Below are 23,222 nucleotides of genomic sequence, written 5' to 3'. Positions count from 1 at the left end.
GGTGCTGAGGTTGGGGCTGCTGAGGTGACCGGTACGGGTGGGGCCGGACCGGCGGGCGGACGGGGTGGGGGATCAGGGCGAGGCCGGGCCCTGGGTGGGGTCCGGGGCGCGGATCGGGGCGCGCGGCGGCTCACAGCGGAGCCAGCGCGAGTTGGCGCAGCGTGCGGGCGACCCGCTGGGCGCCGCGCAGGTCGTCCAGGGCCGGGTCGAGCAGGTGCCACGGGCCCGCGGCGGGTGCGCCGCCGGCGCCGGACTGCGCCCACAGGCCCGGATCCGCGGGATCCTCGGCCGAGGGCAGGGGCAGGACGCCGGCGAGCTGCCCGGCCAGGGCGCGCTGGGCGGGCCCGAGCGCCGGCAGCAGGGCCAGCGGTGCCCGCCGCGCCTGGGCGAGGGCGAGCGCCCCGAGCACCGGGGAGGCCAGGAACACGCCGGCCTCGGCCTGCAGCGCGTCCGGGTCGGTCTCGGCGGCCAGGCCCAGCCGCAGGCCCGGCCGCCCGGTGAGGCCGCCCAGTGCGGATCGCAGCAGGTCGAGCCCGGTGTCGGCGACCACGGTGCAGCTCCCGGTGCGGTGCAGCGCGGCCGCCACCAGGGCGGGCAGCGACGCCTCGGCGAAGGCCTCCGCCTCGGCGGCGGGGACGCGCCAGAGCGAGAGCAGCAGCAGGGTGCCCGAGCGGGACCGGCTCCGGCCGGTGCGCTGCGGCGCGAGCACTCCGGTGGGCCGGACGCCCCGGGCGGCGGGCCCGGCCGCCGGCAGCCACCCGGGCCGGTGGACCCGCCCCAGGGCGCGCTCCGGCGGCGCGTCGGTCTCCGGGTTGTCGGCCGCCGGGGTGCTGGCCGCCAGGCGCTCGGTCGCCGGGCCGCCGACCGGGTGGCCCGAGATCAGGTGCACCACCGGCACGCCCAGGCCCAGCAGGTGCTCCGTCCTCGCCACGTCGTCGCAGACGAGTGCGGCGACCGGCGGCGGATCGACGTCCTCGGCGCCGACCGGACGGAGGTCGCCGAGGTGGGCGGCCACCCGCCGCAGGGCGAGCGTCGAGTCCAGTTGGTCCGGCCGGGCGCTCAGCAGCACACGGGGGCCGTGCGGCGAGCCGTGGGCCGCCGCCGACCCCGAGCCGGCGGGCGCGCGCCGGGTGGGCGTGGCCGGGTCGGTGTCGGGGTCCAGGGGTGCCGGTCGGTCGGGTGCGGCCGGAGCCTGCCGACCGGAGCTCAGTAGTGCCACGGGCCCACCGCCCCCAGTCGCGCCACGTCGTCGCTGTATCCGGCGGCGGTGGTGGAACACCCGTTGCACACCGCGGGACCGCGTTCGCGGAACCATTCGGCGTGGGCCCGGAAGACCGGGGTGTCCAGCTGGATCACCCCCTGCTCCCGCAGCGGGGCGCCACCCGGCCCGTCGTCGCCCTCCCGGTGCGGGATGCAACTGCACGCGTACATCCGCCCGTACTTGCCGTCGACGTAGATGACGTCGTCCGCGACGTGGCAGAGCGGTTCGGCCGCGCGCGGGGTGACGGAGTCGGCGAAGTACCGCTCCTGCTCCTGCGGGGTGTCGCCGTAGAAGCGCTTGCCCATCGGGACGAGCAGCGCGGCCGGATCGGCGTCGTAGATCGGATCGCAGACGCTGCGGACGTGGTCGGCGTCGGGGTAGGTGATGCTGCGGTCGAGCTTGAGCGCGGACAGCTCCCACTGGCGCACCCCCGCCCCGGTCAGGACCTCCTGCAGTGCGGGCATCTCGGTGTAGTTGTGCGGTCCGACGACGGTGTTGACCCGGGGCAGCACGCCGAGCTCGGCGGCGGCGCGCAGACCGGCGAGCCCGCTGTCGAACATCCCGGGCGAGCGCCGGTAGACGTCGTGGGTGGCGCCCGAGGAGCCGTCCAGGCTGACGATCACCTGTGCCAGGCCGGCCGCGGCCAGCGGGGCGGCCATCCGCGGCAGCAGCGACCCGTTGGTGATGAGGGACATCCTCATCCCGGCGGCGGCGCCCGAGCGGACCAGCTCCACCACGTGCGGGTGCATCAGCGGCTCGCCGCCGGTGAACCGGACGTAGCCCACGCCGGCCGCCCGGGCCTTGGGCAGCAGGTCGTCGAAGTCCTCGCGGGAGAAGCGGAAGGTGTCGCGGGAGAGTGCGAACTCGCACATGAAGCAGTCGGCGTTGCAGGCTTCCAGGATCCGGATGAAGAGGTAGCGATCACGTGCACGCACGGAGGGGGGACCTTCCAGACGACTCACGGGACGGGCGGGGCGGGTGACGGGCGGTGCGCCCGGGAGGGGCGGTCAGACGGGCCGGTCCGGTGCGGCCAGGACGCCGAGCAGGGCGTCGGCCACCTGGACCGCTCCGCCGGTGCCGACCGCGGTGGTGAGCGCGCCCCAGTCGTCGACCGCGGTGGACCGGCGCAGCGCCTCCAGGACGCCGTCGCGCAGGGCGTGGCGGACGGCCGGGCGGTCGTCGCCGAGCGCGGCCCTCCCGATCGAGTCGTAGATCAGCTCCAGCGCGCGGTCCTCCCCCTCGGAGCGCAGCGCCAGCGCCTCCTCCTCGACGAGCACGTCCTTGGGCCAGAGCACCCGCAACGGGGCCCCGAGCGCCTGGCCGTGGTAGCGGCCGTTGAAGATCTGGCTGAGGTTCTGCGGCGGCAGGCAGACGGTGGGGACGCGCAGGCCGCCCGCCTCCAGCAGGGTGGTCAGCCCGGGGGAGGTCAGCAGGACGTCACTGTCGGCCAGCCGTTCCAGGAAGGCGCCGTGGCCGAGCGGGCCGGTGGTCGTCCGGGGCGGGGCGACCGACTCGTCGACCAGCCGGCCCGCCAGCTCGGCGGGCAGGTTGCCGGCGATGTGCACCTCCTCGACCCCGTGGGCGGCGAGGGCCTCCAGGGCGGCGGGGACGACCAGGCGCGGGTAGTGCTCCGGATCGCCGAGCGTCGGCGCGCGCAGCCCGCCCAGGCTGACCAGCGCCCTCCGGTACGGGCGGCGGGGGCCGGGGCGGCGGTGGCCGGTCGCCGGATCCGGGCCGCGGGGCCCGGCGATGACCGCCTCGACCCAGCGCAGCGCCCGGGCGTCGGCCAGCACGTCCAGGCACTCGGGCGGCAGCTCGACGCTCTTCTGCGCGCAGTACACCGTGGCGTCGAGCGGCAGCGCGGCCCGGTCGCCCTCGGACCAGAGGAAGGGCAGGCTGTCGACGAACACCGTGGGCACGCCGGCCGCCAGCAGGGCCGTCGCGGCGGCGCCGTCCAGTACGACCACGGCGGCCCGCACCCCCTGGGACCGCACGAACTCCTCGACGGCCGGGGCCAGTCGCCCGGGATCGGCGGGCAGGTCGTGCCAGGCGGCCACCGCGTGCTCGGCGAGCAGCGGGCGGCCCAGCCCCGAGGCCAGCCCGACGAACCGCAGGGGAGGGGTGGGCCGGTCCCGCAGGGCGGAGAGCACGGCACTGAGCTTCCCCGAGCTGCCCCAGCCGAATTCCGCGCCGACGAGTGCGACGGTGGCCGGACCGGACCGCGAGCTGTGGTGGTCGGAGTGCGAAGCGAGATCGGACGGCATGGGATATCTCTCGCCTTCCTGGCAGGGCCGGCAGGGTCGGAATCGGAAGGAGCGCGGCGGCGCGGACGAACACGGGGAAAGCCGGAGGGAGATCACGCCCGCCCTGCGGTTCCGCTTCCTTCGGGTACAACCGTTCCGCAGATCAAGGAATGGCACAAGGCCTTTATCCGGCATTCCGACTTGCGAGTGAATTGCGCGATCGAGCGACTAACGATGATCTGATGAACGAGAGTTGGTGATCCATCGGTTCGGCCGGGCCCGCTCCGGAGGCATCGCCGAAAATGGATCGCCCACCGAGTGTCCGGCCGCTACAATCCGCGCATGGGCTACCTCGAAGCCGCCAGTCTCGGGCATGTTCTCGCCGACGGTCGCGAGCTCTTCCACGACGTCTCGTTCCGTGTACCGGCAGGCGAAACCGTCGCGCTCATCGGCGACAACGGCGCGGGCAAGACCACCCTGCTGCGCATCCTCGCGGGAGAACTCCCCGCGCAGCGGGGGTCGTTCCGCAGCCAGGGCGCGGTCGCGGTGATGCCGCAGTTCATCGGCAGCCTGCGCGACGACCGGACGGTCCGGGACCTCCTGCTCACCGTCGCGCCACCGCCGCTGCGGGCCACGGCCGCCGCCCTCGACGCGGCCGAGCTCGCGATGATGGAGGCCGACGACGAGCCCACCCAGCTCCGCTACGCGCAGGCGCTGGTGGACTGGGGTGAGGCCGGGGGCTACGACTACGAGGTGCTCTGGGACACCGTGACGGTCGGCGCGCTCGGCACGCCCTTCCAGGTGGCCCAGTACCGCGAGGTGGCGACGCTGTCCGGCGGCGAGCAGAAGCGGCTCGTCCTGGAGGCGCTGCTCCGGGGCCCGGCCGAACTGCTGCTGCTGGACGAGCCGGACAACTACCTCGACGTGCCCGGCAAGCGCTGGCTGGAGGAGCAGCTCGCCCAGACCCGGCAGGGCGTGCTGCTGATCACCCACGACCGGGAGGTGCTGAGCCGCACGGCCGGCCAGGTGGTCACCCTGGAGGGCGGCACGGCCTGGACGCACGGTGGCGGGTTCGCCACCTGGGCCGAGGCCCGCGAGGCCCGCTGGCAGCGCGCGGCGGAGGTGCGGCAGCGCTGGAGCGAGAAGCACGAGCAGCTCAAGGAGCTGGTCCGGACGCTGCGTCAGCAGTCCTCGATCAGCGACGAGATGGCCTCGCGCTACCACGCCGCGCAAACCAGGCTGGCGAAGTTCGAGGAGGCCGGGCCGCCGCCCGCGCCGCCGCGCCGCCAGCGGGTCGCGCCGGACCTGCGCGGCGGCCGGACGGGCATCCGGGCGATCACCTGCCAGGGACTCGAACTCAGCGGCCTGATGCGGCCGTTCGACCTGGAGGTGTTCTTCGGGGACCGGGTCTGCGTGCTCGGGTCGAACGGGTCCGGGAAGAGCCACTTCCTGCGCCTGCTGGACGAGGCCGGCGGGGAGGCGGCCGGTACGGTGGCGCACACCGGCGAGTGTCGGCTGGGCGCACGGGTGCGGCCCGGGCTGTTCGCCCAGACGCACCGGCACCCGGAGTGGGCCGGCCGGACGCCGGCCGAGATCCTGGGCGCCGGCGAGGGCGACCGCCCCGGGCTGGACCTGGAGCGCGCGATGTCGGCCCTGAGCCGGTACGGGCTGGCGGGCGCGGGTCGGCAGAACTTCGAGACCCTGTCGGGCGGCCAGCAGGCGCGGTTCCAGATCCTGCTGCTGGAGCTGGCCGGGGCGACGCTGCTGCTGCTGGACGAGCCGACCGACAACCTCGACCTCATCTCGGCCGAGGCGCTGGAGGAGGCCCTGGCGGCGTTCACCGGGACGGTGGTGGCGGTCACCCACGACCGCTGGTTCGCCCGGGTGTTCAGCCGCTTCCTGGTCTTCCGGGCGGACGGCCGGGTGGTCGAGGCCGACGAACCGGTCTGGGACGAGGGGCGGGTCAGCCGCGTCCGGAGCTGACCCCGGCCGGCCCGCGGCGGCCGGCGCCGACGACGCCTCGCGGTCCCACCCGATGGCCGACCTGCCCGACGACCGCCGGGCGCGCGCCGTCCTCGACCTCGTCCGGGTCCAGACGGCCGCCACCCTCGGGCACGGCGAGGAGGCGGAGGCCGACGGCGGGCGCGCGTTCCGCGAACCGGGCTTCGACCTAATACTGGACAACGTTATTTAATTGCGAGTACGTTGCCGCCGTGTTTCCGAATCACTCGCAGCCGCTGGTCTCCGCGCCTGCCGAGACCGCCGTCCTCGCCATGCTGGCCGAGGACGGTGCAGTTCGCGCGGGACGGGGACCGGGCCGCGCGGGGAGCCTTCGTCCGGGCCGGCCGGGCCATCGGGGTCGGCATCGCCACCCTGGTGAGCCTCGTCGGGCCCGAGCGCGTCGTCGTCACCGGTGAAGGGCTCGACACCTGCGACCTCTTCGGCGCGCACATCAAGGAGGCCTGCACCTCGCGCTGCTCAAGGCGGCCGCGACATGCCCGCTGACCCTGCGTCCCCTCCCCTGGGACGAATGGGCCGGCGGCGGCGCCGTCGTGGGCATCCAGGCGCTCTTCCCCTGAGGGCGCCACCGCCCCGCTCCCGGGCCACCAGGGCCCGAACACCCGCACCGAGCCGCCGGTGCCCGTCACCGCCGGTGCCCGTCACCGCCGGCCGTGCACGGCGGAAACCGGCCACGTCGGACGACGAGCCGTACTCCCCATCGCCACCACCAGCCGCGCCCCGACACCGGACCGCCCTACGGTCCGGCCGCAGCAATCCACGGTCGCACCACTCCGGGACGCCACCGTCCCCAACCCCTGGAGGGAAAGCACCATGAGATCCAGCAGTACGGCTCCTGTTGTCCGGCGATCGGTCAACCGCATCCTGCCCGCCGCGGTCGCCGCGGCGGCACTCGTCCTCGCGGGCGTGCCCGGCGTCACCGCCGTGCCGGTCGCCGCCGCGGCCGACTCCGCGGTCACCGCCCCGGTGCTGACGGGCGGACAGCTCACCGCGTCCTGGACGGGCCCGCTGAGCACCCAAGGCCGGTACACCGTCGACGCCAAGGGAGACCGCTTCAAGCTGAAGTCGGCCAACTGGGCCGGCGCCCAGGGCACCTGGGAGGGCAGCGGGGACGTCGACGACCCGGCGAACAACCAGGCGGGGCAGGTGTCGCACAACATCCCGCTCGGTCTGGACCGGGTGCCGATGGCCCAGCTGATGTCAGACTTCCACGGCCTGGGCATCAACAGCGTCCGGCTGCCGTTCGCCAACGCGATGATCCACGACACCACGACGGTGCCCGACGCGGCGGTCACCGCCAACCCGCAGCTCAGGGGCAAGACCCCGCTGCAGGTCTACGACGCCGTGGTCGCCGCGCTCACGGCCGACGGCTTCGCGGTCGTCCTCAACAACCACACCACCAGCTACCGCTTCTGCTGCTCCCTGGACGGCAACGAGCGGTGGAACAGCGGTCAGTCCACCCAGCAGTGGGTCGACGACTGGGTGTTCCTGGTGAACCGCTACAAGGCGAACAAGCGGGTGGTCGGCGCCGACCTGCGCAACGAGGTCCGTCGCGACACCTGGGACGACCCCAACTGGGGCACGGGTGACAGCCACGACCTCTACAAGGCGTTCGAGGAGGCCGGTAACGCGATCCTCGAGGCCGACCCGGACATGCTGATCGTCATGGAGGGCATCAACTGGCAGGGCATCCCCCAGGGCATGTTCAGCCACGGCCGTCCGATGCTCACCCCGGTCGGCCATCTGTCGAACACCCTGGTCCGGTCGGGCAAGCTGGTCTACGCCGCGCACTTCTACGGCTACACCGGGCCCAACCACACCGGTGCGAGCGGTGGTTGGCAGAACGGGGAGACCAACGACCCCCGGTACCAGGACCTCAGCCCCGAGGAGCTCGTCAAGGTCGTCGGCGATCAGGCGCTGTTCGTCACCGAGGCCGGTCAGCACTTCACCGCCCCGGTGTGGATCAGCGAGTTCGGCGCCGCCGGCCGCGGGTCCGACAACGGCAAGGAGAAGGACTGGTTCGACCGGTTCACCGACATCCTGGCGAGCCACGACACCGACTTCGCCATGTGGCCGCTGGTCGGCTGGACCGACGCCAACGGCAAGCCGAACGACAACTGGGCCCTGATCTCCTACGACGCCAAGGGCAAGCGCTACGGCCTCCAGGACGGCGGCGACTGGCGGGTCGACGGCTGGAACCAGCTCGTCAACGCGCCGGGCAGGACCGGCCAGGTCGACAAGGTCGACCACTGGAACATGCTCAGCCTCTCGGGCGGCGACCAGAACCTCTCGATCACCATGCGCGCCAAGGGCGACTGGTCGTACGGAAACTACAAGGCCGCCTGCCCGGACAGCGAGCGCCTGATCGCCCTCGGGCGCGGCAACAGCAGCGGTCTGTGCACCGACGCCGACGAGCCCGCCGCCGGCAGCGGCGACTTGACCGTCGTCAACAGCGAGAAGTACGTGACCAGTGACTGGGCCTGGGGCTACAACAAGATCCAGTGCCCGGACGACACCTTCGCCGCCGGCTACAGCGCCAACGGCTCGATCGTCGCCCTGGTCTGCCGGCCCTCCGCCGCGCCGCTGCCGACCGGTGGCCGCACCATCTGGTTCGACCACGGCGACAACCGGCCCACCACCGGCGGGTCGGTGCAGAGCGACTGGGCGGCCGGCTACTACAAGGGCCAGTGCAAGGACGACGAGTACATCGCCGGCGTCGCGATGACCTGGCGCTGGAACGAGCACGGCGTCCCCGACGCGCTGCTCTGCCGCCCGCTGAAGTGACCCGCCCGTCGGCCCCGCCTCGGGGCCGATCGGCTTCATCGACGCTCGGGACCTCCGTCCCCCGGAACCTCCGTGCCCCCGGCCCGGAGACTTCCGACGGCGCGGAGGTCCTGCCGTTCTCCGTCCTCTCCGCCGTCGCCGAGGGCCCGCGCCCCCGGCCGTGGCCGGATCCGGAGGTGCGGGACGGACCCGGTTGCCCACCCTTCGGCAAGGTTATCTACCCTGGTGGACTTACTGTCCAGCTGGTAGCACCCAGGTCCAGGAAGAGGCGGTCTCGTCATGCCAGTCGGAGCGGAGCGCGTCAGGCCGGAACCCTCCGGGCGACCGACCATGAAGGACGTGGCGGCCGTCGCGGGCGTGGCTCTGAAGACGGTGTCACGCGTGGTGAACGGTGAGCCGGGCGTGAGCAAGGAGACCGAGGCCAAGGTCCGCGCGGCGATCGAGCAGCTCCGCTTCCGCCGTCACGACGGTGCCCGGATGCTGCGACAGGGCAGCCGGACGCGGTGCATCGGCCTGATCCTGGAGGACCTCGCCGACCCGTTCTACGCACAGCTCGGCCGGGCGGTCGAGGAGATCGCCCGCGCGCACGACTCGCTGCTGCTGACCGCCTCCTCCGTCGGGGACCCGGTTCGGGAGGAGGAGCTGGCCCTGGAGTTCTGCGAGCGCCGGGTCGACGGGCTGATCATCGTGCCGACCTCGGCCGACCACGGCTACCTGGCCGGCGAGCTCGCCGCGGGTACGGCGGTGGTCTGCGTCGACCGCCCCGCCGCGGGACTGTCGGTGGACACCGTCCTGGCCGACAACCGGGGTGGTGTGGCGGACGGGGTCGGTCACCTGATCCGCCAGGGGCACCGCCGGATCGGCTACCTCGGTGACGCCCCCGGCATCTACACCGCCGCCGAGCGGCTGGCCGGCTACCGCGAGGCGATGGCGGACGCGGGGTGCGGGACGGGGGAGCACTGGGTGGCGATGGGCCGGCCCGACCCGCTGGGCATCCGCTTCGCCCTCGACCGGATGCTGGCCGGCCCCGAGCCGGTGACCGCGCTGATGTGCGGCAACAACCGGGCGACCGTCGCCGTCCTGCGCGATCTGGCCACCCGCGGGACGCACCCGGCGCTGGTCGGCTTCGACGACTTCGAGCTCGCCGACATGCTCCCCGTGCCGGTGACGGTGGTCGCGCAGGACCCGACCGCGATGGGGCGGATGGCGGCGGACCTGCTCTTCCGGCGGATGGACGGCGAGCAGGCGCAGCCCCAGCGGCTCCAGATCCCGACCCGTCTGATCCAGCGCGGCTCCGGAGAGCTTCCCCGCTGACGCCCTGACGCGGTTCCCGGTTCCGGCGGCCGGACCCGCAGCCGGCGTGGTGTGGGACGGTCTCCTCCCCTATCGGTTCCGCCATCGGCTGACACCGTTGTCATCAGTTGCCCGGAAGGGTACGCAGGGTGAACGGTGCCCCTGTTCACGGCTGTGCTCTTCGAGGAGGACGATGTCAACTGAGCTTCCGGGGCGTGCGGGGTGGCGCGCCGTCACGTCCTACTCGCCCGGGTCCCAGGCGCTGAGCTGCTCGAAGACGCGTCGGTCGCCGTCGAGCTCCAGGGAGTCGATCGGGATGCGGTTGTGCAGGATGAGGACCAGCTCGTTGGCCGTGCCCCGAGCCGAGAGGGAGGCGGGAGGGGTGCCGGGCTCGGGGAGGCGGACGGTCCGTGCGCCGTCGGCAGAGAGCGAGAGGCGCCAGGAGCGACCCTCGGAGGCATGGAAGTCGATGGCAGCGGGCTTGTGGGGCCAGGCACTTGTCGTGGCGACGCAGGTGGACAGGAACTCCTCGACGCCGTCGAGCGCCACCTCGACCGGCAGCGGCTGCGGGGTACCGACGGTGATCTGGGCGTCGTACGTGTGCACCGCCATCTGCTGGAGCTGGTGCCGGGCTACGGCACCGGTGGTGTGCGGCGACTGCAGCGTCTCCCACCACGACCAGCAACCGCGATCCGGGCCGGCCTTCCGCAACGCTTCCACCAGCTGCTCCGTGGACTCCGACAGCCAGGCCAGCAGGGCCTCGCGCTCCCGAGGCGCGGCCGACGCGCCCTCCGCCGCGGACTTGGCCGGAGCGGGCCCTGCGGCGACGGTGGCGGCCCAGTCACGGCGCCCCTCGCCGATGTGCTGTGCCAGATCGAACAGCGTCCACTCGGGGCAGGTCGGTACCTGTGCGTCGAGACTGGGCGCGGAGGCGATCGCGGCGCGGAAGGCGGTCGACCGTTCGTCGATCAGTCGCAGCAGAGCAGGGAACTCGAGTGTCATGGTCACCCCGAATTACTATCACCGCGCTCCGATGATCCGACAGTGATTATTCACAGCGCCATCACGGGCGGACCTGCGCCACCGCGGCGAACCGACGGCGGACGTCGCGGACGGGAGACGGCAGGTCAACCGGGGGCGGGCCGCAGATCGCCCATCAGCAGGCTTCAGTGCCACGTCCCGGCCGAGCATCTCGTCCTCGGTCCGCCGGGCCGTCCCCATGCCGCCGGCCCGATGTGTTCGGCCGGCCGCTACCGCCCGCCGACCAGCCGACCCCGGTCCGACACGATGCGTACCTCCGCTCGCCCCGCCTGCGGGAGGGAACGCTCGACAACGTAGGACTTCACCCCGGGCGGCGGAGCGGAAGCGGGTGAGGAATCCCGCTTCGGACACCGCGGCACCGGTCCGTGCCGCCGCGTCGCGGGCCGTGGCCGCCCGGTGACCGGGGGCGTCATCGGGATGTCATCGGTCGCTGCCACGGTGGTCCGGTGACCTGGGCCGACCGCGGACCGCGCCGGAGTGCGGACGCGTCGGCGCCAACTGCGTAGGAGGATCGAATGCGAGCACGAAGGATCGCGGCCGCGTCGGCCGGAATCCTGCTGACCGTCGGGCTCACGGCGGCACAGGGCGCCACGGCACAGGCGGCCACCACGCGGGTGACCGCCCCGTGCGAGGGCACCTACACGATCGTCGTCGGGGGCACCGGCAGCTCGTGGAACAACGACGGGTTCTACGGCAACATCCAGCAGCACGTCGGGTATCCCACCCAGATCCCCAACGGTGCGAGCGCCCGGGCGGGCGTCAACGAGCTGAACCGGCTGGTCCGCGACCAGCGCGCCGCGTGTCCGGGCCAGCACGTCAAGATGGCCGGGTACTCGCTGGGAGCCGGCGTGGTGCACACCTGGGTGAGCGAGAACTGGAACACGTTCGACAACGTCAACGCCATCCTCGTCGCCGACCCCAAGCGCCAGGGCCCGCCCGGTGCCAACGGCGGCGCCGTGCCCTTCGGCGGCCTGATCGGCCCGCCGCTCGCCGGTGCCGACCGGAACTTCGGCAACGTGCCCGTCAAGACGATCTGCCACTGGGACTACGTCTGCGACGAGTCCGCCGGCATCTGGACCTACCCGAACAACCACGTCAAGAACTACCCCGAAGACTTCAACATGGACCACCACAACGACAGCGCCAGCGAGCAGTGGTACAACGGCGCCTGGTACCCCTGGTAGCCGAGGGGCGCTCGCGCGGGCCCTCCGTCGGCCCCCGGCGGCCGGGACTCCCCGGCCACCGGGGGCCGACGGCCCACCGGGCTCAGCGCCCGGTGAGGCCGAGACCGGCCTCGTCCCCGCGCAGGACCATCTGGAACGTCCGGCGCAGCATCCGGCTCGGCGGCACCCCCAGGTCGCCGGCCAGCCGGCGGCGGGCGCGGTCGAACACGGCCAGGGCGTCGGCCTGCCGGCCGCTCCCGTACAGCGCGCGCATCAGCATCGCGGCCACCAGCTCGTTGAGGGGGTGCTCCGCGGACAGCGCGAACAGCTCGGCGATCGCCTCGCAGTGCCGGCCCAGCCGCAGCTGCCACTCCAACTTCCGCTGTGCGACGGCGATCCTGCGCTCGGTGAGGCGCAGCCGCTCCAGTTCGGCGAGCGGGCCCGGCAGGCCGGCCAGCAGCTCCCCGCGGAACAGGTCCAGCGCCTGGGAGCAGAGCCGGACCGCCTCGGCCGGGTCACCCGCCCGATGGGCCGTCCCGGCCTCGGTGACCAGGCCCTCCATCCGCGCCAGGTCCACCTCGGCGGCGCCGGGGGCGAGGCGGTAGCCGCACCGGTCGTGCTCGATCACCGCGTCCGGGCCGCCCCCGCCGCGCAGGGTCTTGCGCAACCGGTAGACGTGGACCGGCACCACGTTCGAGAACGGCGGCTCCGACCCCCACACGCCGTCGAGCAGCTCCTGCTGACTGACCGTCCGCCCGCCGCGCAGCGCCAGCGCCGCCAGGACGGCCTGCTGGCGCAGGTGCCCCAGGTCCAGGGACCGCCCGTCGTACCGGGCCCGCAGCGGCCCGAGCACGGAGATCTGCACCTTCGCTCCGGCCGTCCGGCCTGTGGAGCTCCGCGGCACCGGGCCCGCCACCGGCGGGCGGGGGCCGCGGCCCGGGGCGACCAGTCCGCAGTCGAAGGCGTGGACGATGGCGGCGGCCCGGTCGCGCAGGCCGAGCTTCCCGAGGATCCGCGCGATGCGCCCGGCCACGGCTGCCTCGGAGACGGCCAGGGCGGCGGCGATCTCGTCGTCCCGCAGGCCGCAGCCGACCGCGTGGAGTACCTCGCGCTCCTCGTGCCCGAGGACGGTGGCGCTCGGCCGGCGGGTGGTGGCGGTGGTCGGCATCGCTGCTCCCTGGACGCTGGGCCGGCCGGACTGGCGGACGCCGTCGAAACGGTAGAAGGAGCGGCGTCGGCCGGGAATCCGGAACGATCCGGGGTGCTGCCCCCGGTGGATCGGCGGATCGGCGGATCGGCGGACCGGCGGGTCAGGGGCAGGGGAGGAGCACGGGGCGGTCCCTGGTGCGGACGGCCGGGAGCCAGCCGGTGGTGGGTCCGGGGAGGCGGATGCGGTACCAGAGCGTGGAGGTGCGGTCCTCCTCGTCGATGACGGGGAGCCCGGTGGAGAGCTGGCAGTCGACGTCGAGGACGTCGTCGTGCCAGACACGGGTGGGGACGACGTTCTCGGCGGTGTAGGGGTGCCGGGGGTCGACGGCCAGGCCCAGGCTGCACTGGGGGTCGCGGTCGGTGCGGTCCTGGCAGCCGCGTTCGGCGTTGAAGACCCGGATCTGGGACGGGTGCGCGGCCGGCCGCGGGTGCGGCCAGAGGGCGGCGGCGGTGACGGCGGCCGTGGCGCAGGTGGCGAGGGCGAGCAGGGCGGTGCGCGGTCGTGGGCGGCGCGGACGGCGGCCGGACCGGTGGGCGCGGACGCGGGCGAGCAGGCTCTCGGCGGTGTGCGGGGTACGGGCGGCGTGGGTGGGGGCGAGGCAGTCGGTAGCGAGGGCGCGCCAGAACGGCGGGACGGCGGGGGACAGGCGCAGCGGGGCGCGGCCCTCGGCGTACTGCTGGGCGGCGGCGCTGCGGGTGGTCGGCGTCGCGCCGGGGAAGGGCGGGACCCCGGCGGCGAACACCTCGTGGATCACCACGCCGAGCGCCCAGATGTCCGCCGTGGTGCGGATCTTGACGCCGTGTTCGCCGAGCGGTTCCTTCCAGCGTTCCGGCGGGAGGTAGTCGGGGGTGCCCATGGGGGCCGAGTGGCCGTGGGTGCCGGTGAGTTCGATGGCGAGGCCGAAGTCGGAGAGGCGGACCTCGCCGTCCCGGCCGATCAGGACGTTCTCGGGCTTGAGGTCCATGTGGACCCAGCCGGAGCGGTGCAGATGGGCCAGGCCCTCGCAGACGCTGGCGACGATCCCGGCGCCCCGGGCCTCGTCGACGCCGGTGGCGAGCAGGTCGCGCAGGGTGCCCCGGGCGCGTTCCATGACCAGGACGATCGCGCCGTCGAGCGCCGGGTGGCCGGGGGCGGCCAGGGTGAGGGTGTCGAGCAGCCGGATCAGCCGGGGGTGCGGGGCGGTCCGGGCCAACTCGGCCTCCCGGCGGGCGGCTTCGGCGACCTGGCGGGCCTGGCGGGGGGCGAGCCCGGCGACCGGCAGCACCTTGAGGGCGACCGTGTCGTCAGCGTCAGCGTCAGCGTCAGCGTCGGTGTCGGCGTCGGTGTCGGCGTCGGTGTCGATGTCGTCGGAGCCGGGCGGTCCGACCGGGTCCCCGGCGCGGCGGGCGGCGTAGACGGTCGCCCAGCCGCCCTCGCCGATGACTCCGGTGACGGTCCAGTCGCCGACCCGGTGGCCGGGCGGCAGCAGTTCCCCGTCGTCTCTGCCGAAGGCCTGGTCGCGCACCACGGCGCCCCTCCCTAGCGTGCCGGCTCGGCGGTCTCGGGGCGCGGCAGGAGCCCGAGGTGCTCCTCGCGAACGATGCCGAACTTCAGGGCGACGCCGACGACGGCCTCGCGCTTGCCGCTGCGGCGGTCCGAGCGGGCGGTGTCGTCGGGCAGGTCGACGCGGAGCTTCTCGTCGGCGAGGTAGTCCAGGTGCGAGCTGACCGCGCGGGCGGTGAGCCGGGCGCAGGCCGGGTGGCCGCGCAGCCGGGCGACCACCTGGGGGGTGGTGGGCACGGCCGCGGGGGAGCGGTCGCGAAGCCACGGTTCGCAGAGCGCGACCAGCACCAGGAAGTAGGTGGCGGTCTCGTCCAGCGAGTACGCCGTCATGGTGCGGCTCTCCCAGGAGCCGCCGCCGCGGGCGTGCGGGTCCAGGTAGACGTGGTCGGGCGCGAACACCTGGAAGGACAGCGGGGTCTCACGCCGCGAGGGCAGCACCACCCGGGCGAACTCGAACGGGATCGGTGCGCCGATCCGCCGCGGCGGCACCCGCAGGTACTCGCCGGCGCCCTCCGGGTTCTCCACCAGGTAGGCGTGGGTGCTGCTGAGGTTGCTCAACTGCCAGTGGTCGTCGGTCGCGTGGATCTCACCGGCGAGCCGGGAGACCGTCTCGTCGCCGAGCCGGAGCTCCACCGGCGTGCCGGCGGAGCCGCGGCCGAAGCGCGCCCGCTCTCCCGGACCGAGCCGCAGGGTCACCGCGTCGTCGCCGTTCCCCGCCGGCAGGTGGACGAGAATCCCGCTCACCGTTCCCCCGTTTCGCATGCCGACCATTGCCAGACGGACGAACGTTACCTCCTTGCGCATGACAATAAACCGTATGGTGGCGCAGGCCACGTGACGGAGGGTCGGGGAGCGGCGGGGCGGGATCGGTGGGCCGGGGGCGGTGGGTGGTCGTCGAGGGGGCGGACGGCTCGCGGGCGGGAGCGCTCGCGCTCCCGCCCGCGGCACCTGTCCCCTCAGGTGACGGCGGGGCCGGGGGTGGTGTTCAGCCAGGTCCATTCGGACCAGGTGGCGAAGCCGGTCTGCCAGCGGTGGTGGACGCCGGCGGCGCTGGTGCCGAAGACCTCGATCCGGCCGTCGGCGTTGGCGGTAGCGACGATCTCGGTGCCGGCGCCGCCGAAGGCCGTCCACGGCCCGTAGGGCGCGTTGACACCGGTCTGCCAGAGGTGTTCCGCCGTACTCCCGTTGATGGCGAACACCTCCACCCGGCCGTCCGGCGACCGCTCGCTGGTGAGTTGTGCGTCGGCGGGTCCGCCGGTGGGTTCCCAGCCGGACCAGGTGGTGGGGTCGGTCTGGTAGCGGTGGAAGACGCCGACGGGGCCGGAGGCGAAGACTTCGAGTCGGCCGTCCTGGTTGTGGTCGACGGTGAGGTCGTGGCCGCCGTCGCCGAAGGTGTCCCAGCTGGACCAGGTGCCGTTGACGGCGGTCTGCCATTGGTGTTGGAAGGTGGTGCCGTTGAGGGCGAAGGCTTCGAGGCGGCCGTCGGGGGCTTTGCCGAGGGCGAGTTGGCTGTCGGCCGGGCCGCCGCCGGTGGGTTCCCAGCCGGACCAGCCGCTGTTGGGTGCGTTCTGGTAGCGGTGGAAGACGCCGACGGGGCCGGAGGCGAAGACTTCGAGTCGGCCGTCCTGGTTGGGGCCGACGGCGATGTCGTGGCCGCCGCCGCCGAACTCCTCCCAGTTCGACCAGTTGCCGGAGGGCTGGAGTTGGTAGCGGTGCTGGAAGGTGGTGCCGTTGATGGCGAACATCTCCAGGCGGCCGTCCGCGTTGGGGGCGATGGCCAGTTCGGCGCCGCCCGGTCCGCCGAGGGTCTCCCATTCCGACCAGGCGCCGCTGACCGCGGTCTGCCAGGCGTGCGAGACCCCGTTCGCGCCGGCGGCGAAGACCTCCAGCCGGCCGTCCGCCGAACGCGCGGACACCACCCGGCCGGACTGCGCCGGGTACACCAACGGCGCCGGACCGGGGCCGTGGTGGCCGAGCCGGTCCGCGGCGGCCTGTGCCTCGCCCAGGTACCGCAGGTGGACCCGCGCGTTGTAGGTCGACCAGGGCTGCCAGTCGGTGCCGCCGTTGGAGATCCTGAAGGCCGCGTCGGCGTTGCACTGGGCGTCGTAGGCGCAGGCGTCGTCGACCTCGGGGTGCCAGTAACTGTTGATCTCCCACAGGCCGCGGTCGGTGGACGGCGGGGTGTTGTTCTGGACGTTGGACGCCAGCGGGTTGCAACTGGACTCGGCGAGGCCGACGGCGATCGCGGTCACCAGGGCGTCGCCCCGGAATCCCGCGCGGTAGCCGACCTCGGCACAGAGATCGCTGCCGGTGGCGGCCGGCGCGGGCGTGGCGCCGACCATCAGGCCCGCCGCCACGCCCAACGAGACGAGGGCGGCCAGCAGGACGCGGCAGGGCTGCGTGCTGATCACGTGACGACTCCTCAGGTGACGGCGGGGCCGGGGGTGGTGTTCAGCCAGGTCCATTCGGACCAGGTGGCGAAGCCGGTCTGCCAGCGGTGGTGGACGCCGGCGGCGCTGGTGCCGAAGACCTCGATGCGGCCGTCGGCGTTGGCGGTCGCGACGATCTCGGTGCCGGCGCCGCCGAAGCTGTCCCACGCGGTGTACCGGGCGTTCAGGCCGGACTGCCAGGTGTGCTGCGCGGTGGTGCCGTTGATGGCGAACACCTCGACGCGGCCGTCCGCGGTGGGCTGGCTGGTGAGTTGTGCGTCGGCGGGTCCGCCGGTGGGTTCCCAGCCGGACCAGGTGGTGGGGTCGGTCTGGTAGCGGTGGAAGACGCCGACGGGGCCGGAGGCGAAGACTTCGAGTCGGCCGTCCTGGTTGTGGTCGACGGTGAGGTCGTGGCCGCCGTCGCCGAAGGTGTCCCAGCTGGACCAGGTGCCGTTGACGGCGGTCTGCCATTGGTGTTGGAAGGTGGTGCCGTTGAGGGCGAAGGCTTCGAGGCGGCCGTCGGGGGCTTTGCCGAGGGCGAGTTGGCTGTCGGCCGGGCCGCCGCCGGTGGGTTCCCAGCCGGACCAGCCGCTGTTGGGTGCGTTCTGGTAGCGGTGGAAGACGCCGACGGGGCCGGAGGCGAAGACTTCGAGTCGGCCGTCCTGGTTGGGGCCGACGGCGATGTCGTGGCCGCCGCCGCCGAACTCCTCCCAGTTCGACCAGTTGCCGGAGGGCTGGAGTTGGTAGCGGTGCTGGAAGGTGGTGCCGTTGATGGCGAACATCTCCAGGCGGCCGTCCGCGTTGGGGGCGATGGCCAGTTCGGCGCCGCCCGGTCCGCCGAGGGTCTCCCATTCCGACCAGGCGCCGCTGACCGCGGTCTGCCAGGCGTGCGAGACCCCGTTCGCGCCGGCGGCGAAGACCTCCAGCCGGCCGTCCGCCGAACGCGCGGACACCACCCGGCCGGACTGCGCCGGGTACACCAACGGCGCCGGACCGGGGCCGGTGCCCGGGGTGCAGGGCATGGCGATGCCGCGATCCGCAAGGTAGGGGACCGGGTCGGTGCGCACGGTCGCGTTCGCGTCGGCCCAGACCCGCAGGTGCAGGTGCGGGCCGCTGGAGGTGCCCTCGCTGCCCATCCGCGCGATCAGTTGCCCGGCCGTCACCTGGTCACCGGTGGCCACCTCCCGCTCCCGCATGTGGCCGTACTCGGTGATCGTCCCGTCCGGGTGCAGGACGCGGATCCACTGGCCGTAGCCCTGCGCCGGGCCGGAGACCAGCACCCGGCCGTCGCCGACCGCGTAGATCGGGGTGCCGTAGTCGTTGGCGATGTCGATGCCGTTGTGCTCCTCGGTGTAGCCCTGGGAGATGTACCCGGAGGCCGGGCAGGACGCCGTGAACCCGGCGGCCTCGGCGGGGGCGGCCGGTACCGCGACCGGCAGCAGCAGGGCGACCGCGGCCAGGGCCAGGCGCGCGGTGCGGCGGGAGAGGGAGGGGAGCACCGGAACGCCCCTCACGCCGTGCGCCGGCGGCCGAGGACGCCGCCGGAGGCGAGGGTGTTCCTGCGGGTGAGGTGGTGCGCGGTCAAGGTGACCTCCTGAGGGCGCGTGACGGCGGCCGGTCCGGACCGCCGGGTGTGGAGCGGTTGGGACGGTAGCCGCGCGCCGCGCGTCGCAGTACCCGGAACCATCCGGACTGACAGGAGCGGACCGGCCGCCGTGACCGGCGCCCTTCGGGACGGCGCCGCCCGAAGCACCGCCGGGCGGCGCCGCTCCGCGGTCGCCGCGGGACGGACCGCTACCCGTCGGCGGACCCGCCCGGCGTGACCGGCTCGGCGTGGGTCAGGACGTAGGCGACGAGCCGGTGCCTCCCGTCCGCTCCTTGCTTCGCGACGACGGCGGCCGCCCGTACGTCCGGTGCGGCGGACAGCACCGACTCGATCTCGTCGAGTTCGATCCGGACGCCCGAGATCTTGACCTGCCGGTCGAACCGGCCGACGAATTCGAGCGCGCCGTCCGGTCGGGTCCGCGCCCTGTCGCCGGTCCGGTACCACCGCCGCGGCACGGCACCGGCCTCCTCGACGAACCGCTCCCCGGTCTGCTCCGGCAGGCGGAAGTAGCCCGCGGCGACGCAGGGACCGCCGACCCACAGTTCGCCGACCTCGCCCGGTGCCACCGCGGAGCCGTCGTCGCCGACGACCCGGACGGACGCGTGGCGCAGGGGCCGCCCGATCGGGATCGCGGTGGACCGGGCCTCCTCCGGTGTCACCTCGTGCGTGGTGGCCCAGACCGTCGCCTCCGTCGGGCCGTACATGTTGTGGACCCGGACGCCCGGGAGGGCGGTCACCAGGCGCTGGGCGAGTCCCACCGGGAGCACCTCACCGCCGACGTGGAGCGCGCGCAGGTGCCGCAGGGACAGCAGGGCCTCCTCGGACGACGCGATCGCCGAAAGGAGCGAGGGGGTCGCCTGGAACAGCGTCGGCCGAAAGCGCCGCACCAGGCTCGGCAGACCGTCGTCACCGGGCGAGTCGAGCCGGTCCACCATCCTGGCCGGGCTCACGATGGTGGCTCCGCCGCGGGTGAGCGGCCAGAGCAGCTCCATGACCGCGATGTCGAACGCGACACTCGTCACGGCGAGGAACGTGTCGTCGAACGGGCTGCCGTAGGCCGTGTCGAGCGCGTCGAACAGCGCGGCCACGTTGGCGTGGGTGACCACGACGCCCTTGGGCCGACCGGTGGACCCGGACGTGTGGATGACGTAGGCGGGGTCCTGGGGGGAGGGCGAGGGCAGCACGATCTCGGCGAGGCCCGGTTCGGCCCGGCGCGGCGTGACCTCCACCGCGCGGACGTCGAACTCCCGCCCCCCGCCGTCCGTGACGAGGAGCGCGAGGTCGGCGTCCTCGACGACGGTCCGCCGGCGCTCGACCGGATAGCCCGGATCGAGGGGGACGTAGGCGGCCCCGGCGGCGGACACGCCGAGCAGGGCCACCACCAGGTCGACGCCCCGCTCGACCATGACGCCGACCCGGTCGCCCGGCCCGGCCCCCCGGGCGACGAGCCGCCGTCCCAGGGCCTCGGCCGCCAGCGCCAGTTCCGCGAAGGTGAGCGTGGTCGTCCGGTCGGACACGGCGGGCCTCGTCGGATGGTCCAGCGCCACCGCCCTGACCTGGCCGAACAGGGCGGGCGTCACCGTGCCGATCCGAACGCGAGCAGCCGGGACACGCCTTCGCGGTCGTTCATCAGCCCCTCGTGGCTGTAGTCCGAGGAGAGCATCAGCCAGCAGGAGCCGATCCGCCGCGCGGTGCGGACCTGTTGCGTCCCCGGGAAGTACAGGTCGTCCGCGGCTGCCACGGCGTAGACGGGCACGGTGTTCCTCCCCAACTGGTCGAGGTCGTAGAGGCTGGTCCATCCGGTGTACCGGGCGAGTTCGTCGGCCACCTCGGCGAACGGCGCCAGTGCGGCGAACTGACGGAACATCCACGGGAAGAACACTTCGCCGTAGAAGTGGAACGGGCGGGCCCCGGCGGCGAACGCCGGCTCGTCCGCGTAGAGCCGGTCGGCGGCCCACCCGGTGGCGCGTCCGGGGTGCCCGTAGGTGTACTCCTGCAGGTAGAAGAGCGGGGAGTCGACCAGGTACGTCGCCGCCGCCACCGCGGCCAGGAAGTCCTCGGTGAGGTGGTCGCCGTCCCAGGCGCCCTGGAGGAGGTCGTGGACCGCGGCCATCCCGCCGGCGAAGCCGAACTTCAGACCGAGGAACCGGAACCGCTCGGGCGACAGCCGCTCTCCCGTCGGCAGCAGCACCTCGTGGTCGCCGAGGTGGTCGACGATCCGGTCGACGAGCCCCGCGTCCCCGGGATACCGCCGGTAGTACTCGGCGTTCTTCCTCCTGCTCATCACCAAGGTGTCTCGCAGCAGGTCCTCGGCCGTGCTGACCGGGCCCAGGAGCCCGCTGGAGATGAACACCCGGTCGACGCACTCCGGGGAGTGGGAGAGGTAGGTCAGGGCGATGGAGCCGCCGTAGCTCTCCCCGAACAGCGTCCAGGCCGGGACCCGCAGCACCCGCTCGCGCAGGAACTCCGCGTCCCGGACGACGGCGTCCGCGCGGTAGCACCGGAGCCGCTCCAGCGCCTCGGCCGGCGTCATGCCCGCGATGGTGGCGGCGGTCACCGGCGAGCTGCGGCCGCCGCCGCGCTGGTCCAGCAGCACCACCCGGTACCGGTCCAGGGCGGCGTCCAGCCAGGCGGGGATCCTGGTGCGCGGATCGGGGCACTGTCCGCCGGGGCCGCCCTGGAGGAAGAGCAGGTACGGCAGGTCACGGTCCACCGCGGCGCGGCGCACCACCGTCCTGGCGAACAGCTCGATCGACGGGCCGGCCGGGTCGTCGTGGTCGACCGGGACCTCGAAGCGGTGGTCCTCGACCACGACCTCGTCGTGCTCCCGGTCCGCACCGGTCGGCGCGGAGAAGGCCAGGATGTTGCGGACCGTGGGGTTCCGGCGCAGCCGGTGGCCGTCGACACGCCTGCCCGTGCGGTCCGTCCACGCCGCGCAGGCCGTCGTCAGGAGCAGCGACGTCACCCCCAGGTGGGTGAGGTCCTCGTCGGGATCGAGGTCGGCCCGGGCCAGCTCCGCCGTGAACAGCCGCAGCAGGAAGTCGAGGTCGCCGACCGGTTCGCCGCCGGGCGGTTCGTCGCCGGCCGGTTCGCCGCCGGGCGCCGCCCCGGTCTCCGGGGACGACGGCGCGGATGCCGTCTCGGCGGCCAGCCGTTCGAGCGCGGCCCGGTCCGTCTTCCCGTTGGGCAGCACCGGAAGCGTGTCGACGAACACGAACCGCGTCGGGACCGCCTCGGGCGGCAGGGCGGCCCCGAGGTGTGCCCGCAGCCGGGCGGTCACGTCCGCCGTGGTGTCCCGCCCGGTCCGCTCACTCATAGCGGCGTCGCAGCAGGGTCTCGTCGTACTTGGTGCGGAACAGCCCGCGTTCCTGCAGCAACGGCACCACCTCGTCCACGAAGTCGGCGAGGCCGGCCGGGAACACCGCGGGCATGAGGTTGAACCCGTCCGCCGCGCCCTCCCCGACCCAGGTCCCGATGACGTCCGCGATCCGCTCCGGGGTGCCCGCGACCACCAGGTGGCCTCGCCCGAAACCCTGGTGCGCGATGATGTCGCCGACGGTGGTGCCCAGCCGCCGGGCCATCCCGGTGATCAGCTCGTAGGTGGTGCGGTTGCCCTGGATGCTGTCGGCCGGGGGGAGGCGCTCCACGGGGAAGGGCGCGTCGACGGCGCAGTCGGTGATGTCCACGTTCAGCATCATCGAGATGTGTTCCAGGGCGTAGTCGACGGCCTGCAGGCCGGTGAGTTCGCGCTTCTTCTCGTCCGCCTCGGCCTGCGTGGCACCGACGATCGGGATCAGCCCCGGCAGCACCTTCACCGTTCGCCCGTTCGCGGCGGCGCGGCGGCGCATCTCGGTGCGGAACCGCGCGCCGTCGCGGACGTTCTCCTGCACGGTGAACACCGCGTCGGCGTGCCGGGCGGCGAACGACCTGCCCGCCTCCGACGCGCCGGCCTGGACCAGGAACGGGCGGGACTGGGGGCTGCGCTGGATGTTGAGCGGCCCGCGGACGGCGAAGTACTCCCCCTGGTGGTCGATCCGGTGGATCCGGTCCGGGTCGGTGTAGTGCCCGTTGGCGCGGTCGCGGACCACGGCGTCCTCGTCCCACGACTCCCAGAGCCGGTGGGCGACGGCCAGGAACTCGTCGGCGCGGTCGTACCGTTGCTGGTGCGGGAGCATCGCCGGCCGGTTGAAGTTCCTGGCCTCGTTGACGCTGTTGGACACGACGATGTTCCAGCCGACGCGGCCGCCCGAGATGTGGTCGAGCGAGGAGAACATCCGGGCGAGGTGGAACGGCTCGTAGTACGAGGTCGACGCGGTCGCGATCAGTCCGATGTGCTCGGTGCCCAGGGCGAGGCCGCTCAACACGGTGAGCGGTTCGAGCCCGCCGCAGTAGTTGCTGCGCGGCTTGTGCCAGAGCGCGTCGGCGATGAACACGGAGTCCAGCAGCCCTCGTTCCGCGAGTCGGGCGAGTTCGAGGTAGTAGTGGATGTCGGTGACACGGGCCGAGTCGCACCCGGGATGCAGCCACGCGGAGTCATGGTGCCCGGGCAGCAGCATGAACAGGTTGAGGTGAATACTCAAGGCGCCTGACACTTTCGGCTGGTCGGAGCGGTGGTCGTCGGAGCGGTCGCC

Annotated in this window: 18 protein-coding genes; 6 read left to right on the top strand and 12 right to left on the bottom strand. The window is 73.7% G+C overall.

Translation table 11 applies throughout. From position 1 onward, the window contains the following. Positions 1-130: 130 nt before the first annotated feature. From blsF to OG618_RS06610, 3 genes are all read right to left on the bottom strand, one after another. A complete protein-coding gene (gene blsF / locus OG618_RS06620) occupies positions 131-1,219 on the bottom strand; it encodes a CGA synthase-related protein (RefSeq protein ID WP_329486279.1) in 1,089 nt (362 codons plus the stop codon). After that, on the bottom strand, positions 1,207-2,196 hold the full coding sequence (gene blsE, locus OG618_RS06615; protein ID WP_329486278.1) for a cytosylglucuronate decarboxylase: 990 nt from the start codon (positions 2,194-2,196) through the stop codon (positions 1,207-1,209). Before blsE ends, blsF begins: the two co-directional genes overlap by 13 nt. A 72-nt stretch (positions 2,197-2,268) precedes the next feature. After that, positions 2,269-3,525, bottom strand: coding sequence for a hydroxymethylcytosylglucuronate/cytosylglucuronate synthase (locus OG618_RS06610; RefSeq protein ID WP_329486277.1), 1,257 nt, complete (start codon positions 3,523-3,525; stop codon positions 2,269-2,271). Between the two features lie 321 nt (positions 3,526-3,846). Here OG618_RS06610 and OG618_RS06605 point away from each other — a divergent pair, with 321 nt between their 5' ends. The 5 genes from OG618_RS06605 (at position 3,847) to OG618_RS06585 (ending at position 9,621) form a co-directional block, all read left to right on the top strand. Beyond that, positions 3,847-5,487: an ATP-binding cassette domain-containing protein gene (locus tag OG618_RS06605; RefSeq protein ID WP_329486276.1), complete on the top strand. Its 1,641-nt coding sequence runs from the start codon at positions 3,847-3,849 to the stop codon at positions 5,485-5,487. Between the two features lie 52 nt (positions 5,488-5,539). Then, the gene (locus OG618_RS06600; protein ID WP_329486275.1) at positions 5,540-5,698 is read left to right on the top strand and encodes an acyl carrier protein; all 159 of its coding nucleotides are present in this window, start codon (positions 5,540-5,542) and stop codon (positions 5,696-5,698) included. Between the two features lie 95 nt (positions 5,699-5,793). Next, positions 5,794-6,009, top strand: coding sequence for a hypothetical protein (locus OG618_RS06595; RefSeq protein ID WP_329486273.1), 216 nt, complete (start codon positions 5,794-5,796; stop codon positions 6,007-6,009). Between the two features lie 327 nt (positions 6,010-6,336). Beyond that, positions 6,337-8,307: a glycoside hydrolase family 5 protein gene (locus OG618_RS06590; protein WP_329486272.1), complete on the top strand. Its 1,971-nt coding sequence runs from the start codon at positions 6,337-6,339 to the stop codon at positions 8,305-8,307. Between the two features lie 279 nt (positions 8,308-8,586). After that, the gene (locus OG618_RS06585) at positions 8,587-9,621 is read left to right on the top strand and encodes a LacI family DNA-binding transcriptional regulator (protein WP_329486271.1); all 1,035 of its coding nucleotides are present in this window, start codon (positions 8,587-8,589) and stop codon (positions 9,619-9,621) included. Between the two features lie 219 nt (positions 9,622-9,840). Here the strand turns inward: OG618_RS06585 and OG618_RS06580 are convergent, their stop codons facing one another. Next, on the bottom strand, positions 9,841-10,602 hold the full coding sequence (locus OG618_RS06580) for a maleylpyruvate isomerase N-terminal domain-containing protein (protein WP_329492029.1): 762 nt from the start codon (positions 10,600-10,602) through the stop codon (positions 9,841-9,843). 554 nt (positions 10,603-11,156) lie between these two features. Here OG618_RS06580 and OG618_RS06575 point away from each other — a divergent pair. Further along, on the top strand, positions 11,157-11,825 hold the full coding sequence (locus tag OG618_RS06575; RefSeq protein WP_329486270.1) for a cutinase family protein: 669 nt from the start codon (positions 11,157-11,159) through the stop codon (positions 11,823-11,825). An 82-nt stretch (positions 11,826-11,907) separates the two neighbouring features. Here the strand turns inward: OG618_RS06575 and OG618_RS06570 are convergent, their stop codons facing one another. From OG618_RS06570 to OG618_RS06535, 8 genes are all read right to left on the bottom strand, one after another. Further along, a complete protein-coding gene (locus OG618_RS06570; protein WP_329486269.1) occupies positions 11,908-12,972 on the bottom strand; it encodes an AfsR/SARP family transcriptional regulator in 1,065 nt (354 codons plus the stop codon). A 142-nt stretch (positions 12,973-13,114) separates the two neighbouring features. Next, the gene (locus tag OG618_RS06565) at positions 13,115-14,521 is read right to left on the bottom strand and encodes a serine/threonine-protein kinase (protein WP_329486268.1); all 1,407 of its coding nucleotides are present in this window, start codon (positions 14,519-14,521) and stop codon (positions 13,115-13,117) included. 11 nt (positions 14,522-14,532) lie between these two features. Continuing rightward, positions 14,533-15,300 carry a serine/threonine protein kinase gene (locus tag OG618_RS06560; RefSeq protein WP_329486267.1) on the bottom strand — a complete coding sequence of 256 codons (768 nt, stop codon included), beginning with the start codon at positions 15,298-15,300 and terminating at the stop codon, positions 14,533-14,535. Positions 15,301-15,512: 212 nt separating this feature from the next. Further along, the gene (locus OG618_RS06555) at positions 15,513-16,898 is read right to left on the bottom strand and encodes a hypothetical protein (RefSeq protein ID WP_329492028.1); all 1,386 of its coding nucleotides are present in this window, start codon (positions 16,896-16,898) and stop codon (positions 15,513-15,515) included. Positions 16,899-16,978: 80 nt separating this feature from the next. After that, the gene (locus tag OG618_RS06550; RefSeq protein WP_329486266.1) at positions 16,979-18,484 is read right to left on the bottom strand and encodes a peptidoglycan DD-metalloendopeptidase family protein; all 1,506 of its coding nucleotides are present in this window, start codon (positions 18,482-18,484) and stop codon (positions 16,979-16,981) included. A gap of 295 nt (positions 18,485-18,779) precedes the next feature. Then, complete coding sequence (locus OG618_RS06545) at positions 18,780-20,171, bottom strand: amino acid adenylation domain-containing protein (RefSeq protein WP_329486265.1); 1,392 nt, start codon at positions 20,169-20,171, stop codon at positions 18,780-18,782. Further along, positions 20,168-21,907, bottom strand: coding sequence for an alpha/beta fold hydrolase (locus OG618_RS06540; RefSeq protein ID WP_329486264.1), 1,740 nt, complete (start codon positions 21,905-21,907; stop codon positions 20,168-20,170). Before OG618_RS06540 ends, OG618_RS06545 begins: the two co-directional genes overlap by 4 nt. Next, entirely contained in the window at positions 21,900-23,171 is a 1,272-nt protein-coding gene (locus OG618_RS06535; protein WP_329486263.1) for an LLM class flavin-dependent oxidoreductase, read from the bottom strand. The genes OG618_RS06540 and OG618_RS06535 overlap by 8 nt, the downstream gene beginning before the upstream one ends. Between the last annotated feature and the right edge of the window lie 51 nt (positions 23,172-23,222).

Origin of the sequence: Kitasatospora sp. NBC_01246, from assembly GCF_036226505.1 — a bacterium.
Classification (GTDB): domain Bacteria; phylum Actinomycetota; class Actinomycetes; order Streptomycetales; family Streptomycetaceae; genus Kitasatospora.
This window is presented reverse-complemented; position numbering and strand designations above follow the sequence as displayed.